This is a genomic window from Streptomyces sp. NPDC008137 (assembly GCF_042957035.1).
Classification (GTDB): domain Bacteria; phylum Actinomycetota; class Actinomycetes; order Streptomycetales; family Streptomycetaceae; genus Streptomyces.
The window spans coordinates 306,887-322,619 of sequence record NZ_JBIBHN010000004.1; the positions used below are offsets into that span (position 1 = coordinate 306,887).

12 protein-coding genes and 1 pseudogene are annotated in these 15,733 nt (G+C 68.2%); 7 read left to right on the forward strand and 6 right to left on the reverse strand.

Annotation, left to right across the window (positions count from 1 at the left end; translation table 11 throughout):
- Window positions 1-32: 32 nt before the first annotated feature.
- The gene (locus tag ACFZBT_RS09480; RefSeq protein ID WP_391100467.1) at window positions 33-1,178 is read right to left on the reverse strand and encodes a VOC family protein; all 1,146 of its coding nucleotides are present in this window, start codon (window positions 1,176-1,178) and stop codon (window positions 33-35) included.
- 137 nt (window positions 1,179-1,315) lie between these two features.
- Between ACFZBT_RS09480 and ACFZBT_RS09485 the strand changes: the two genes are divergently transcribed.
- Both ACFZBT_RS09485 and ACFZBT_RS09490 read left to right on the forward strand, forming a co-directional pair.
- Window positions 1,316-1,996: a TetR family transcriptional regulator gene (locus ACFZBT_RS09485; RefSeq protein WP_391100469.1), complete on the forward strand. Its 681-nt coding sequence runs from the start codon at window positions 1,316-1,318 to the stop codon at window positions 1,994-1,996.
- Window positions 1,997-2,121: 125 nt separating this feature from the next.
- Window positions 2,122-2,256, forward strand: a complete 135-nt coding sequence (locus tag ACFZBT_RS09490; protein ID WP_391100472.1) for a hypothetical protein — start codon at window positions 2,122-2,124, stop codon at window positions 2,254-2,256.
- Window positions 2,257-2,369: 113 nt separating this feature from the next.
- Here ACFZBT_RS09490 and ACFZBT_RS09495 read toward each other — a convergent pair.
- Window positions 2,370-2,666: pseudogene (locus ACFZBT_RS09495) on the reverse strand (aldehyde dehydrogenase family protein); the annotation flags it as partial.
- A gap of 622 nt (window positions 2,667-3,288) precedes the next feature.
- On the opposite strand from ACFZBT_RS09495, the gene ACFZBT_RS09500 reads away from it, so the two are divergent.
- From ACFZBT_RS09500 to ACFZBT_RS09515, 4 genes are read left to right on the forward strand one after another with little or no spacing between them, the layout of a single operon-like run.
- Entirely contained in the window at window positions 3,289-4,122 is an 834-nt protein-coding gene (locus tag ACFZBT_RS09500) for an alpha/beta fold hydrolase (protein ID WP_391100475.1), read from the forward strand.
- A 19-nt stretch (window positions 4,123-4,141) separates the two neighbouring features.
- A complete protein-coding gene (locus ACFZBT_RS09505; protein WP_391100478.1) occupies window positions 4,142-5,047 on the forward strand; it encodes an alpha/beta fold hydrolase in 906 nt (301 codons plus the stop codon).
- Entirely contained in the window at window positions 5,044-6,573 is a 1,530-nt protein-coding gene (locus tag ACFZBT_RS09510) for an FAD-dependent monooxygenase (protein ID WP_391100481.1), read from the forward strand. Before ACFZBT_RS09505 ends, ACFZBT_RS09510 begins: the two co-directional genes overlap by 4 nt.
- A gap of 59 nt (window positions 6,574-6,632) precedes the next feature.
- Window positions 6,633-7,958, forward strand: a complete 1,326-nt coding sequence (locus ACFZBT_RS09515; RefSeq protein ID WP_391100484.1) for an amidohydrolase family protein — start codon at window positions 6,633-6,635, stop codon at window positions 7,956-7,958.
- Between the two features lie 802 nt (window positions 7,959-8,760).
- Here ACFZBT_RS09515 and ACFZBT_RS09520 read toward each other — a convergent pair.
- Complete coding sequence (locus ACFZBT_RS09520; RefSeq protein ID WP_391100487.1) at window positions 8,761-9,879, reverse strand: tyrosine-type recombinase/integrase; 1,119 nt, start codon at window positions 9,877-9,879, stop codon at window positions 8,761-8,763.
- A 620-nt stretch (window positions 9,880-10,499) separates the two neighbouring features.
- On the opposite strand from ACFZBT_RS09520, the gene ACFZBT_RS09525 reads away from it, so the two are divergent.
- Window positions 10,500-11,915, forward strand: coding sequence for a hypothetical protein (locus tag ACFZBT_RS09525; RefSeq protein WP_391100490.1), 1,416 nt, complete (start codon window positions 10,500-10,502; stop codon window positions 11,913-11,915).
- Window positions 11,916-12,103: 188 nt separating this feature from the next.
- Here ACFZBT_RS09525 and ACFZBT_RS09530 read toward each other — a convergent pair whose 3' ends face one another.
- The 3 genes from ACFZBT_RS09530 to ACFZBT_RS09540 all read right to left on the reverse strand — a co-directional run bounded on the left by ACFZBT_RS09530 (window position 12,104) and on the right by ACFZBT_RS09540 (window position 15,569).
- The gene (locus ACFZBT_RS09530) at window positions 12,104-12,898 is read right to left on the reverse strand and encodes a hypothetical protein (protein WP_391100493.1); all 795 of its coding nucleotides are present in this window, start codon (window positions 12,896-12,898) and stop codon (window positions 12,104-12,106) included.
- A 185-nt stretch (window positions 12,899-13,083) separates the two neighbouring features.
- Complete coding sequence (locus ACFZBT_RS09535) at window positions 13,084-14,844, reverse strand: Hsp70 family protein (RefSeq protein WP_391100495.1); 1,761 nt, start codon at window positions 14,842-14,844, stop codon at window positions 13,084-13,086.
- Window positions 14,841-15,569: a hypothetical protein gene (locus ACFZBT_RS09540; protein ID WP_391100497.1), complete on the reverse strand. Its 729-nt coding sequence runs from the start codon at window positions 15,567-15,569 to the stop codon at window positions 14,841-14,843. Before ACFZBT_RS09540 ends, ACFZBT_RS09535 begins: the two co-directional genes overlap by 4 nt.
- Window positions 15,570-15,733 lie beyond the last annotated feature (164 nt).

The window sequence follows — 15,733 nt, forward strand, 5'->3', positions numbered from 1 at the left end:
GAGGTCGGGGGTCAGGACCTGGAGGTCGGGGGTCAGGACTTGGCGGCCTTGAGCAGGCCCCGCAGGCGCTCGGGGTCCATCTCGTTGGCGCCGCGCAGGGCCTGGATGACGTCGCGGACCCGCTGCGGGGAGGGGCTCGCGCCGAGGAAGTCGCGGGTGGCGGGCGGACCCCACTGGGCCAGGCCGCTGGTGGACATGGGTGCCCAGCCCGGCTCGACGTCGCTGGAGAACAGGTCGCCGTCGGCGAAGTGCTCCAGCATGAAGCGGTCGGGGTCGCGCCAGTAGTCGAAGAGCTGGCTGCCATGGATGTGCCGGCCGATGCCCCAACTGCGCTGGTAACCACGCTCCTTGAGGTACTCGCCGCCCGCGGCGATCGAGTCCAAGTCGGTCACCTGGTAGGCGGAGTGGACATAACCCGTCCCCGGCCCCAGGTGCATGGCCAGCGTGTGATGGTCAGCCGGCGCGCTGCCGAGGTCGCAGCGGATGAACGCCATGACCGGGCCGCGGTCGCGCTGCCCGTCCAGGAACAGGAAGTCGGACACGATCATCCCGAGGGTGTCCAGGTACCAGTCCAGGGCCCGCGCGAACACCCTTGTCTCCAGCACCAGATGTCCCAGCCGTTGGATCCGGGACGGCTCGCGCGGCGGGCGCTGCGTGGTTTCCGTACGACGGTGAGCTGTGCCGAAGTTCAGGAGCAACGGCTGCTGCTCGGGCAGGGCCGGCAACCGCTCGCCGCAGTGCACCACCCGCACCGGGAAGCCGGACGGGTCGAGCAGATCGACCGCCTTGCCACCACCGGGCACATCCGCGTCCCGCACGTCGGACCCGGTGGCCCTCGCCAGCCGGTCCAGGTCGGGCCGCTCCGCCGCACGGAACACCGGGCCGATGAAACGGGAGGTCCGCCCGCACCGGATCACCATGCACGGCGAGCCCGCGAAGGTGCCACGCAGCCACAGCTCCCGCTCCGTGCGGGCGGCGATGCCGAAGCCGAAGTCCCGGGCGAAGACCTCCGCCCGGTCCAGGTCCGGTTTCTCGAACTCCAGCCAGGCCAGGTCCGCCACCTTGATCAAGGGGTTCCTGGAGCTGCCCGGATGCTCTCCGCGCAGGGCGCCCTGTTCGCTGTGCAGGTCCTGGTGGGCAGTCTTGACATCGGCCCCCTGGACGCGGGTCTCAGACATGGTGTCCTCCGAGCAGCATCGCCATAATGAGGAAATCATCAAGGTTGACGACATTGCCCGTCAAGCGGTTCACCCAAGGAGAATGATGAATTCATCAGAGCTGCTGTCGCCATCGCCACCGCCGTTAGACTCTGTGCATGCCTAGGTCAGCCCCACCCAGCAACCGGTTCGAGCGGCGCCGCGCCGAGACCCGTCGCGCGCTCATTCGCGCCGCCCGGCAGATCCTCGCCGAATCCGGGGACACCAGCGCCAGCATCCAGGCGATCGCGGAGCGCGCGGACGTCGGTTTCGGCTCCTTCTACAACCACTTCGAGTCGAAGACGGAGCTGTTCGAGGCCGCCGTGGTGGACGCCATGGAGGAGTTCGGCCAGAACTTCGACGAGCGTCTTACGGGGATCGAGGACCCGGCGGAACTCGTCGCGGCGGGCTTCCGGCTCAGCGCCCGCATGGCCGACTCCCACCCCGAGCTCATGCAGGTCCTGCGCCGCCGCGGCCTCGGTCACATCCACTCGGACAACGGCCTGGCCCGGCGGGCACTGCGCGACCTCGAGGCCGGCTTGACCTCCGGCCGCTTCGCCCCCGTCGACCCGTTGGTCGCCCTGTCCGCACTCGGCGGAACCCTGCTCTCCCTGGTGGAGCTGAGATTCGCCCATCCCGACGTGGACGGTGACCAGGCCGCGGTCAACCTCGCCGAGATGGTTCTGCGCATGCTGGGCGTCCCGTCGGACGACGCTCACGAGGTCGCCCGGCGCCCCCTCCCTGACACCGCCTCACCAGCCGCCCCTGCGCGGGGAGCGACCAGCTCGGCCGGAGTGTGACCGAGCGGTCGGTGCAGCCGACCCCGACCGCGTCCCGCATGGGTGGCGCGCGACGGCGCGCAGATACAGCCCCTCGGGAACGTTCCGCAGCGGGAGGGGACCTGCGAAAACCTTGTCCCGCGTCCGTGACCAGGGCAGCGACCCGCCGCGCGGCCTCGTCGACCAGCGGGCCGGGCACGGTGAAGGACATGCCCGGGTCGCCACTCGCCAGGTCGGCGACCTTCCCGGTGAACCCGCCGGGCGAGACCTTCGGCGAGTGAGCCGCGCACCAGGACGCGGTCGGCACCTGTAGATCTGGCCGGAGTTCACATACGCGGCGAACGCGGGGGCGTCGACCGCGCGGTCGAGGTCGGCGCCCTCCAAAGGCGATCACACAGTTCCTGCCGCCGAGTTCGAGCACGGCCGACTCGAGGCGCTCGGCCGCGAGGGCACCGATGATCCGCCCGACGTCGGCGGATCCGGCGAAGTTGACGGCAGAGACACGCCGATCCGCGATCAGTGACCGCACGACGCCGACGGCGTCCGCCTTCTCGGTGGTGATGACGTTGAGGGCACCGTCGGGCAGTCTTCCCGCGTCCCGCGACACGTCGGCGACGAACAGGCCGCACGCCATCGGGGCCTTCCCGCTCGCCTTGACCACGACAGTGCCGCCCGCCGCGGCGGTCGGCGCCCTGCTGCGCGCACCGAAGACACCGCCAACAGCCGACTGACCCCTGCGGCAAGGTCAGTGACGTACAGGCACGTACCCGCACATGACGGAATGGGCGACCGGCCGTCTCACCAAGGGCCGCGCCGCAGCCGTCGGCGCTGCCGGTGGCGAACACGCTGCCACCGGCGTACGCCGCGACTTCACCCCGGTTCGCACCTCGCCCACCCGGCCGGTACAACATGGTCGCCCGCAATGACTGTGACGAGGCCCGGGACTCTCTCGCGAGCAGCAGCCACAGCGACGCTCGATACAGGGGCGCATGGCGCGGACTCCGTGGACGCTCCTGGCTGAGCAGTCGGCAACTCGTCCACAGCCGAAGGCGGCATCGACCGCCCGGCGGCGCGGGCGAGCGGCTGCCGCCCGGCGGCGACCGCAAACCGCCGATCCTGCCGGTCGACCGGCGCCCGACGCAGCCCGAGGCCATGCCGGGATGAGCGTCCCACGCGGCTCCGGACGCCGCCCCGGCGAGGCATACGCAGCGCGCGCTCGACGTCGCAGGCCGCGAGGCCGCGAGGCCGCGAGGCCGCGACGTCCGGAGGCTTGCACTTGACACGATCACCTTATCGGTAACAGTGTATCCATTATGAGTACCTGGTCTGAGCCGCAGCCCGATTCCCGGTTCGTCGCGGTGGGTGGATTGCGGATCCACTACAAACGCGTCGGACGTGGCCCGGCACTCGTACTGCTGCACGGCAGCGCTTCGTCGCTTCAGCACTTCGACCGTGCGGCGGTCTTGCTGTCGGAGGCGTTCGACGTCATCCGCCCCGACCTGCCGGGGTTCGGCTTGACAGGCCCCCGCGAGGACCGCGACTACCGCATCCCGGCCTACGCAGCGACAGTGGCGGACTTCCTGGAGGCACTGGGGGTGCCGCGCTACGCGGTGGCCGGCAATTCGCTGGGCGGCAACATCGCCTGGAACCTCGCCCTGGATCACCCCGAGCGGCTGACCGGCCTCGTGCTGGTCAATGCCACCGGGTACCCGGAGAAGGAGGTGCCGGCAGGCATGCGCCTGACCCGCAACCCCCTGCTGCGCCCCCTGTTGCGGCGGGTGATGCCGCGCGGCGCCATGGAGCGCAACCTGCGCTCGAACGTCGGCCCGCACTCGACGATCGTGGACGACGCCATGGTGGACCGCGCCCACCAGCTCATGAACCGGCCCGGGAACCGCTCGGCCTTCGTCGACTTCTGCAACACCGACCAGCCCGACCGCAGCGCGCAGATCCCCCGCATCACGACACCCACGCTCGTACTGCGCAGCGCGGGCATCGACGGCCAGCACTTCGCCCGCGACATCCCCGGCGCCGAGGAGCTGGTGCACCCCCACGGCGGTCACCTGCTGCCCGAAGAGGAGCCCCAGTGGTTCTCGGACGCGATCGCGAAGTTCCTCCGCTCCTCCACCGACACCCCCACGCACTGAGACCAAGGAGGCCCGTTCCATGAAGTACTTCGTCGCACAGGGCGAGGACCGACAGCTCACCGCCGAATCACGGCATGCCCTGCGCGGCAGTTTCGCCGACCTCTCCGACGGCGTCACGCACTACGAGCTGGAGGGCCCCGAGGACGGGGAGCTGGTCGTGATGGCGGGCGGCCTGACCATCCCGCTCTTCTACTGGGACGGCCTCGTCACCGAGCTGAACGCCCGCGGGCTGCGGACTCTGACCTGCAGCGCGTACGGCCGCGGCTACTCGGACCGGGTGCGGGCGCGATACGACGAAACCCTCTTCGCGCGGCAGCTGACCGAGCTGACCGAACGCCTCGGCCTGACAACGCGCCCACTGCACCTCGTCGGCACCTCCATGGGCGCTCTCGTCGCCATGACCTACGCCGCCCAGCACAGCTCCTCGGTGTCCACCCTCACCATCGTCGGGCCCGCCGGTCTGGCGAAACCGCGGCCGACCTCACCTCACCGGCTGCTGCGCAGCGATCTGCTGGCCGGTGTCGTCGCCCGGCGGCGCGGCCACCGGATACTCCAGGGGCACCTCGGGCACAACGTCCGTGACCCCGGGCTCGGCGCGAGACTGACGGACATGGTCCTCGACGCGTTCCGCTTCGAGGGTTCGCTGTACGCGGCCTTCGACACGCTGCAGCACCTGCCGTTCTCCGGCCGTGACGACCTCTTCCGGCAGACGGGCGCACTGGGCATCCCCACGCTGCTCCTGTGGGGCGACGAGGACAAGGTCACGCCGCTGAATCACCTCGACACGGCTCGCGCCCTGCTGAAGCCCCAGGACCATCACGTCATTCCCAGGTGTGGCCATATGGCCCCATTCGAACGCCCGCGCCAGGTCGCCGATCAGCTCGTCCCGTTCGTGGCCGCACGTGCCGAAAGGCTCGACTCATGAGCAACCCCCAGGTCATCGACGTACTGGTCATCGGTGCGGGTCCTTCGGGCTCCGCCGTGGCGATCGACCTCGTACGGCGCGGACTCGACGTACGGATCGTCGACAGGTCTCCCCATGACTTCGACGGCTCCCGTGCCAAGGGCGTCCAGCCCCGCAGCCTCGAAGTCCTCGAAGACCTCGGTGCCTTGCACGACGTGCTGGCCGGCGGCAGCATCTACCCCAAGCTCGGGATCCATGCGGGCCCCCTCGCCCTGCCCTGGAAGATGTTCACCCACAGGGAGGCGACCGCGGACGTCCCCTACCCGAACACCTGGCTGATCCCTCAGTTCCGCACGGACCGCGCACTGCACGCCCGGCTCGCCGTGCTCGGCCAGGAGATCGAGTTCGGCAGGGAACTGACCGGGCTGACGCAGGACGAGGACACGGTGGTCGCCAAGGTGGCGGGCGTGGACGGCACGGAGGAGATCGTCGCGCGGTACGTCGTGGGCGCTGACGGCGGTTCCAGCGTGGTGCGCAAGCAGCTCGGCGTCGGGTTCGTCGGGACGACGGACGAGAGCGACCGGGTGCTGCTCGTCGATGCCTCGGTGACCGGTCTGGCCCGTAACCGATGGCACATGTGGCCCGGCCGGGGCGGCAGGCTCATCGGCGCCTGCCCGCTCCCGCACAGCGACATGTTCCAGTGGATGATCCGTCTCCAGCCGGACGAGGAACCGCCCGCGAAGAAGGACGACATCCTCCAGCGGATCCGCTCCCACACCCGCGATCGACGCATTGAGCTGCACGACATCCACTGGACGTCGGTGTTCCGGCCCAACATCCGCCTGGCGGAGAACTACGGCCGAGGACGTGTCTTCCTCGTGGGTGACGCCGCGCACGTCCACACCCCGGCCGGCGCCCAGGGCCTGAACACCGGCGTACAGGACGGCTACAACCTCGGCTGGAAAATCAGTCAGGTCCTCGCCGGGGCGGACGCGGCGCTGCTGGACACCTACGAGTCGGAGAGGCAGCCGATCGCCGCAGGGGTCCTGGGCCTGTCCACGGAGAAGTGGGGCGGCATCGCCAAGCTCGACCCGTCGAGCATGAAGCGAGGCAAGGACGAGCAGCAGCTGGCCCTGACCTACTACGGCGGTCCGCTCGCACCCGCCGACGGCATGCGTACCTCGACGCTGCGCGTGGGCGACCGCGCGCCGGACGCCGAACTGCTCGGCGCCGACGGGACCGGGACCCGGCTGTTCGACGTCTGCCGCGGACCGCACTTCACCGCCGTCGCCTACGGTGCCGGTGCCGCCCGCGACCTCGAAGTGCTCGCCTGGCCGACGGCCGGCGCTCAGCTGAAGCGGCTGACGGTAGGGGCGACCGCCGCCGACGAACTCGCCTTTTCCGACCCTGAGAACACGCTGAAGGGCGCTTACGGCCTGGACGGCGACACGCTGCTGCTGATCCGTCCCGACGGCTACATCGGGCACATCGCCACCCGGGACTTCCTCACCACCACCCAATCCGCCGCGCGGGCAATGACGCCATGAGCAAGGAGCAGCATCATGTCCCTGCAGGACCACACCTCCCCCGGTTCGGGGGGCACCGCATGAGCCGCGTACTGCTGCGCGGGGCGCAGGTCATCACGATGGCGCCGGGCCGTCCCGACGCCGAGCACGCCGATATCCTCGTCGACGGCGACCGTATCGCCGCCGTCGGCAAGAGCATCGAGGCACCCCACGCCGAAGTCGTCGACTTCGCCGGCCGCATCGTCATCCCCGGCCTGGTCAACGCCCACCTGCACACGTGGCAGACCGCTTTGCGTTCCGTGGGCGCCGACTGGACGCTGATGCAGTACCTCACCCACCTCCACGGTGAGTGCGTCGGGCACTACACCCCGGCCGACATGCACATCAGCAATCTCGCCGGTGCGCTGAACCAGCTCAACTGCGGTACGACCACCCTCGGCGACTTCTGTCACAACGTCCTGTCGCCCGAACACGCCGACGCCGCCGTCGAGGGCCTGGCCCAGGCAGGGATCCGCTCCGTCTTCCTGCACGGCACGCCCTACCGGGCGCCGGACACCTCCCACCCCCTCGCTGAGATCGACCGGCTGCTCGAGGGCCCTGTCCGCGACCACGCCCTCCTCACCCTGGGTATGGCGCTCCAGGGGCCGCAGTACTCCTCGCCCGAGACGGCGGTGGCGGACTTCCGAGCAGGCTCGGAACGCGGCCTCGTCGTTTCGATGCATCAGAGCGGCGGAGAACCCTCACCCGGCTGGGAAGCCGTACGCGCTGCCGGACTGTTCAGCCCTCTGACCAACATCGTGCACGGGATCGACCTGCCCGACGACTGGATCAAGACGCTCGTCGAAGCGGGCGTCACCTTCACCACCACCCCGGAGAACGAACTGGGCCAAGGGCACGGCACGCCCATCACCGGGTCCCTGCTCCGCCAGGACGCGGCGCCCTCCCTGGGTACCGACATCGACACCGCCGTACCCGGCAAGCTCCTCACCGCTGCCCGCATCGCCCTGGCCCACCAGCGCGGCCTGGACCACGCCCAACACCGGCAGACGACCGGCATGCACGCCGACACCGCTTCGGTCACCGCCAAACAGGCACTGGCCTGGGCCACGGTCGAAGGAGCGAAGGCACTGGGCCTGGCCGACCAGGTGGGCCGGATCGAGGTGGGCATGCAAGCCGACCTGGTCGCAGTCGACGCCCGGGCATTCAACCTGTGGCCGGCACACGACCCGGTCGCCACGGTCCTGCACGCCGACATCGCCAACATCGAAGCGGTGATGGTCGCAGGCACCTGGCGCAAACGCGATCACGCCCTGCTCACGTCCCGACTCGACGAGCTCAAGGACCGGCTCCGCGAGTCCGGAGAGCGGCTGCTGCGCAGCATCGGGCCCGCAGGCCCTCAGGACTGACACGCCCCAGCAGTCTCCGAGCAGGAACCGCGCGCCGACGGGCACGTCACTCCGTCCTCGCCGGCGCGACGGCCCCCGTCCCAGCCGTCGGATCCGCGCGCCCCCACACAGCGGGAGGTGACGTGAACAGCACCATGACGGCGAGTAGTCAGCACCAAACCAGCACGGGAGTCAGCACGCCCCCTTCAAACCAACCCGAAGTGCGCAACACAGACAGGCCCCGCTTCGCCACCGACCTAACCCGCAAGAGGGCCCTCCTGGCACTGGCATAGAGGCAACATGCACACCCCGCCCCCGAACTATGGTGTCCCACCACATGTGCCCTTGACCTGCACGTTCCTACCGTGTGCGAAACCGATCCGTCCCCACCGCACACGAGGAAGTGGCGCCCATGGCCTCCGCACCCACCGCTCCCCCACCCCCCGCCAGCCTCAAACGCATCGTCACCGCCAGCCTCATCGGCACCACCATCGAGTGGTACGACCACCCACTCGAACAGAGCTACGACCTGCAAGTTTAACCAGGAACGAGCGTTCGAGTCAGCACCGAATCAGCACCGGAATCTTCCCGTGCTGATAGGGCGCCATGGGGCGTTGCAGGACGAGCCCTGTGAAGCTCCCGTCAGCCTCCGCCGTTCGTTACGGACCGTATTCACGACGAGGTGGTCACCGATACCAGCAGCCTCCCCCTGGGCATGTCCCCCGTACCGCCCTTCCTCGTCTCAGCAGCCGTCAGTTCACCGGTTCGAGCGGTGCGGCCTTCGAGCCGGGAGACCTCGCCTGGTGTCCTCATGTACGTCCGGTCAGCGAGGAGTTGCGGTGTCTCGCATGAATTCGAACTGGAGGGGCAGGACGAGCTGGGTCTTCAAGCTGAGCACGTCGTCCATCACCGACCGCAGACGTTCAGGAGCGTCCGGCAGAACGTGCGCATAGATCTCGTAGGTCGTGCGCGGATCGCTGTGGCCCAGCCATGCGGCCATGTCCGTCACCGGCACACCCTTGGCCAGGCCGACCGAGGCGAAGAAGTGCCGCAGCCACTGCGGCGTGACCTTCCGCGTGACACCCGCGGCCCTCCTGGCCGCCTGCCACAGCCGATGCACCAAGGCGTACATCAGAATGTTCGTCCGTCCGATGTTCGCGAACAGATAGTCGCCGGCCATACGGTTCGGGCCGTCAGCAACGCGGAAGGTGCCATGCCTCCGCACGTGTTCACGGACCTTGGCCGCGATCACGCTCGGCAGCGGCACGAGCCACCCTTCACCCGGCGCGCGCCACTTCAGGTGCCGGATCCGATGCGCCCGCCCCCGCCACTGCACATCAGCACCCCGACGCCTACGCCGTCCGGCCTGCGGTGCTCCCCCGTCCTGGGTGATCTGCCGGTCCACAATCAGCATGCCGGCCGCGAAGTCGAACTGCTGCAGGCACACCGCGCTCGCCTCACCAATCCGCAACCCACACCCGGCCATCAACCACACCAACAACCGATAGGGCGCGGGAAGACGCTCCGCAATGGCTGTGATCTCGGCCAGTGTCGGGAGCCGCACCGTCTTGCGCCGGCCCCGCCTGCTGTAGTGACGACTCGTGCTCCACCCCCGAGACGGATCCTGGGCGCGATAGCCATTGGCGACCGCATAGCCGAGCACCCCACGCAAGATCCCATAGCGGTTGACCACCGTGCTGCGCGCATAGCCACGCTCCTCGACCATCCACGCCAGCCAACCCCGCAGCTCCTTGGGCTGGAGAGAACCGATGGTGCGCTGCCGGAAATACGGTTCGACATGCAGACGCAGGCTCGCCTCGTACTGATAGCGCGTCGACCCCGCATACGGCCCGCCATCGATGTACTCCCGATACACATCAACCAAGGACCGTGACGCCCCCACCACGCCGACGCGGACACCGAGAAGCTTCTCCTGCTCCACCGTGACAGCGAAACTTCGCGCCTGCCCCTTCCGGGGAAACGACACCTCCCGCTGCCGGCCACGACGCCCTCCGGGCTCCCGATAGCGCACCGTCCACGCATGACCACACCGCAACCTGCCACAGGGATAATTCCGGTTCCTCTTATCGGCCTTGCACTTCTGAAACACACTGGCCAACCGCGCAACCGTTCCCTACTCGGCACACGTAAAGACCTTTCATCCCTACCCACACAACTAGATCGCGATGCCCGGAGCGAGGGCGTGGAGAATGAGCGAGTCCGGCGCGCTGCGCCGTTCCTCCGTTTCGGCGCCCTTCCGGTTGGGAGCCTTTCGCCTCGCCGGGCGTGTAGCCCCGCGAGCATGTCGCCGTGAGGCTCTTCAGCACAGGCCGAGCCACCACGCCAGGCAGCGACCTGCAACTCGGAGACAAGCTGTGAACTACGAGCTCAGGGCATCCTGAGAAGGCCACGATGGCGGCAAGGCGTCATTTGACGAGGCAGGTGCAGCGTCTTCGAGGCTGAGATCATGCGAGACACCCCTCGCTGCGCGACGTGACCTTGCGTCAACCGTTGCTCACACATGACTGGATGCGATGGCTGGCTCACGGGCACCATACGCGCATGACCGATGCCCCGAGGGTTCCACCGTCAGCTCCACCGGCGCCTCGCTCCAAGCGACGCAATGCCGTGCTGGCGCTGTACGACAGTCCCCTCTATCGGGACTGGGCGTTCTGGATGACCGTCGGCTGGGGACTCATCACAGCGGTCGCCATTCCCTCCGGCGACCAGCCCAGCTCGCTGCCCGTATGGCTGGACACGCTTCTCGCCGTGCTGACGTTCGTCATCCTTTTCGGTGTATTTCCTACCTGGATCCGATTGCTCATCCGACGATGGCTGGCGCGCAGGCGCCGCCGCTCGCCGCAGTCATTTGTCGGGACGCCGCCTAGTTCCGGTGGTGGTGCCGCCGCGAGTTCCGCTCAACGGCTCACTTCGCCAGTCGTGCTGCCGCCCCCGCCGTCGGGTGCTGAAACAGCAACGCGCCAGCCTCCCGCTGCCCAAACACCTTCTCCCCGCCAACATCGGGGCCCTTCACAGCCCCACCCACAGCAAAGCGTCCCCCTCACCAAGGACGGCACGGAGCCGCTGTCTTCCTCCTCAGTATTGGCGGACGCCCGGCGAATGATGCCGCACCCCGTTGCTCGCGCCATTCGCACCCTCCAGCAGGCGAATACCAGCAAGGAGCAGTACGAGGCGGTGCTCGATGCGGCCGAGATCCTCGCGATCAGCGCCAGTGTCACTGCGGCTGCTGTCCTTCAGGGGAAGATTGCTGGCAGTGTAGAGATCGATGAGAGCGGCCGACGCAGCCTTGCTACGCTCCGCAGCGCCCTGCTCACCCCAGGGGGTGCCACGTTCGGCACCTGGACCAATTGGCTTGAAGGTCTGCGCCTCTTCGCCGCAGGCCACCCGAATGCAGTTCCCGGACTCCCGCAGGCGTTGTACGGCGATGCCCACGCCACGGACCTGGTCGACCACCTCAACGCCCTGCGCACGGAACGGAATCGTGCCGCCCATGGCGACAGGCCCCAAAGCGCAGGCGAGTCCACGCTCCGGGTGACCGAGATCAGACCCCACCTGGAACAGGCACTGACCAAGGCAACGTTCCTGACGCAGTTACCCTGGTTGCTCACCATCTCTTGCTCATACCAGCCGAAGTCACACACCTTCGACGTTGTTGCACACGATGTGATGGGTGATCACCCAGACTTCGAACGACGCGAGTTCACCTGGCCCAATCCCGTGGCCAACGACGTGTTCTATATCCTGAGCCCCGAAGGGCCGGTCAGCCTGTCCCCCTTCGTCGCCAGCCTGTTCTGCCCCCAATGCCAGCAGATGGAAGTCTGCTACGCCACCCGCACCGGCAAGAAGACCGGGCCCGCAGTGCTCAAGAGCTTCGCCCGAGGACACACCGTCCACTCTGCCGACCTCGGCGACGAGATTCGCTCGCTACCCGCCCACCGGCCTGGAACCGCGCGGTGAAAGGCGTTCACCCGGAGCGAGCACCCCATCGCCGCAACCGGACCGGCCACTGTACGCCGGGTTCTGTTCCGCTCAGGGAGAGATCACGCTCTGACCGTCTGCTGACGTTCGAGGCCTCGGGATTGGCTGCGGCCATTGGGCAAGCACCTGAACCAGCGCATCGGAAGGTACGCCCCTGGCGAGAACGATTATTCCGGGGCCCAGACGGCGCCGAAGAGGGCCAGCTCGAGCACGTCCGGGGCTGCGGGCCAGTCGATCGACGCCGCGAGTCGATCGTTGGCGGCGTGCATCCACTGGAGGTAGACGTCGTAACGGTGGGAACTCCAGTCGCTGTCGCGCCAGATCCACTTGGCGATCGCCTCGGACCACTCGTAGCCAGCCCCGCGTCCAACTTCAGTGGCGTGCCGGCGCAGAACCCCGGCGAGCACGCTGTCGAGGATCAAGGGACGCGGGCCCTTTACCTCTGGCATCGCCTGGCCCGCGAAGTAGAGGTATTTGGTGAGGAACGCCGGACCGAGGCCGTCGAGAGTGTTCAGCACCTCGTAGGCTGCGACCGCGCCCTCATCGACGAGCAGGGACACCGCCTCGGTGAGTACTGCCTCAGCGCTGGGCTGGGCGAGCACCTGACGAGTGCGGTACGGGCCGTAGCCTGTAACACCGTAGCCCCACACCTGCGTGGCCACGAACGCCTCTGCCCAGCTCTCGGACTGCTCCGCGGCCCGGACCGCGGCCACGACCTCGGCTCGGCTCACCGAGACCGAATCGGCCGCTGTCCGGTTCGCGAAGGTGCTGGGCCATGGCTCTACGGCCATCCACTTGGATGGTGTGTACGGGATGCTGTGAGGGCCGCTCCCGTTCGCGTACCGCTGACCGCGCTCTGGGTCGGCAAGCCACCGCCCCAGTGACTCCACCGCGCTTTCGGGCAGCAGCAGTTCGAGCATCGTTGCATCAAGCTTGTCCGCCCGGCTCTGGTCGTACCGCATGGCTAACCTCGACCCTCATTTTCCTCATCTGACGCGTCAGTGGCACGACCTACCTGGCTTGATTTCTTTGACAGGGGTTCTTCCTTGACCGGGAATTACAGCGAAGAAGACCGTACTGTCCCGTCGCTGGCAGTGGAGTGAGCCACTGCCGCACCTGGGAATACCCAACAGAATCCAGAGGCTGGTCAAAGTCCCCCCGTCACAACTCTCTGCGGCTCGCCGTTGACCGTTACGGCAGGGTCGGCCTCCACCACTCGCACGGACATGTCGATGGGTGCGGGACGGGCAGTGGCCGTTTCGGCGGCCGAGAGGCGCCGGACGTTGGAGGAGCCGTCGGCGAACGGGCGGACGGTGTGGGCCAGAAGGCGAGTCAGCTCGTCGTCGAGGCCCTGTTGCAGTGGGGTGCCGTCGGGGCCGAAGGAGTCGATCTCACGCTCTTCAAGCACCACGCCGGTCTCCGCGTGCGTGGCGGTGAAGCGCAGGATGCCGCTCTCGTTGTAGCGGAACTTGATCTCGATCTTGTTCCGGCGCACGTCCTGTTCGCGGGTCGGGAGATCCACCTCGATGTTGGCCAGGGGGAAGGCGCGGTCGCTGTCGGCCCGGGAGCCGACCTCGCCCTCGATCACCGGCACGCGCACGAAGGAAGCGCCCGGCGTGTCCGGGTAGAAGGTGGCCGAACCCTCCGCGGGAAGAGTGGCGTTGCGTCGGATGATGGCGCGGAAGCCTTTCTGTTCGCCCGCGCTCACGGCCGTTCCCAGGTCGTAGCTGGTCACCAGGGAGAAGTCGCTGTCGTCGCCGAGTTCGCCGTCGAGAGAGGCCGCGTAGATGGCTGCCCCTCGGGCGACGGCGGTCATGGGCCGACACAGGCCGCTGTCAACGATGCGGTCGTGGCTGAGGAGCTCGCCCAGGGCGTGACGCACCTGGGGGATCTGCGAGGTGCCGCCGATCATCAGGACGGAGTCGATGTCGTCCGAGGTGATGCCCAGGTCCTCCAGTGCCTGCTGGACCGGCTCCATGGCGCGGGTGATAAGCGGGGTGATCGCCTCGGTGTACTCGGCAGCGGTGATCCTGACCTCCCGCCTCGAGATCGAGGGGGCAAGGCCGACAGGGAGGTCGAAGAAGAGCGCGCCGTCCATCGGCACGGAGGACAGGGCGATCTTCGTCAGCTCGACCGACCGGCGCCACCGGCGTCGTTCGGCCTTGGTGAGTTGGTCCGCGGTCAGACCCATCTTCTGCTGGATCAGCTTGGCCAGGGCGTTGTCGAACTCCAGGCCTCCGAGGGCGGTGATGCCGCGGGAGGTCTGCTCCTCGAAGAGGCCGTCGTCGTATTCGAGGACGGTGACGTCGATGGTGCCGCCGCCCCAGTCGAATACGAGGAAACGGCCGGGGATCGGGACGTCGTGGGCGTACGAGATCGCAGCCGCGGTGGGCTCGTTGAGCAAGGCCCGGACCTTTACTCCGCCGAGCGCTGCCGCGGCACGGGTGCGGTAACGGGCACCGCCTGTGGCGTTGGCGGGCACGGTGACGACCGCGTCGGAGAGGTCGAGCAGTTGGGCCGAGACGCCTTCCTTCATGCGACTGAAGAGGGAGGCGGCCGCGACCGTGCTGTGGAACTTCTCCGAGCCGACCCAGACGTGGTGCTCCTCGAGCTGGGCCGTGACCTCAAGGCCGTCGGTGTCGCCGTCCTTCTCGGCACCGGAGCGCGTGCCGAGCATGCGCTTCACTGCATCGAGCGGCTCGCTGGTGCCGGTCTTCGCCTCCCAGCCGAAACAGAGAGTGCGCTGAAGGTCGCGGACGGACAGCACGGAAGGGAAGAGCTGCTCGAACTCGGACATCTGCCACTGGGCAGGCACGTTGTCGCCGTCGACCGGCAGCACTTCGGTGGTGTGCCCGTTCCAGTGGGCCACCACGGAGTTGCTGGTGCCGAAGTCGATACCGAAAGTCATCGCTTTCCCCTCCGCTTCGCCCGGCCGTCCCCGTTTCCTTCAGGCCCGGGGCGCGACCCGCCGCTCCGCCGCCCGTTGCCTCTGTTCTGCTGCTTCTCGGGATCCTGACCCCGGTGATGCTTTTTCCTCCCCTGCTGCGCAGGAGCCGCTTCCTTCTTCTCCGGCTCCTTCCTCCCACCTTCGCCATGGATTGCTCTACGCCTCTGCCTGGGCGTCATTTCCTCGGGTGGAACCTTGGCAACGGCCCGCAGCCAGCCGCGTTCGACAAGCTTTCCGGACTCCTTGTCGACGTAGGCCGGTGCGACGAGTTCGAAGGTGACCGGGTCTGTCTTCATCACGCCGGGCTGGTCCTCCACGACGTTGAACAGCGACTGATCGCCGGCGTCGCCGACGATCTGCAGGCCTGCCTTCGCCGCCTCGTCATCGATGCGGGTGAGCACCACCCTCAAGGTCTTCGCCTCCAGCGCCTGCCGGTGAAGAACGGCCAGCTGCGCCAGGTGCATCTGGCGCGTTCGGATGCTTTCCAGCACGCCGCTGCGGACGGCTTCGGTGAACTGGGGAAGCACTCGGCGCATCAGCTCGGCCCGGAAGGCGGAGACCAGATCGGCCTCGGTCTCCTTGTCGGCCAATGCTGCGCCCAGTTTCTCCGCTGCCTCCTCCAACCCCCTCTCCACCACTGGCAGGAGTGTGTCGTTGACCGACTTCAGGATCGCGGGGGCGTCCAAGGTCCCCGAGGTGAACTCAGGCAGGCGGCTCTCGGTGAACCGCCAGGGAGCTGCCTCGGCAGCCCTGCGCTCCCCACGATTGCGCACGCTTCCGCTGTTCGGCCCGCGTCCCCGGTTCCGCTGGGATCCGTCACGGGGGCCAGAACGACTTTCGCCTTTATCGG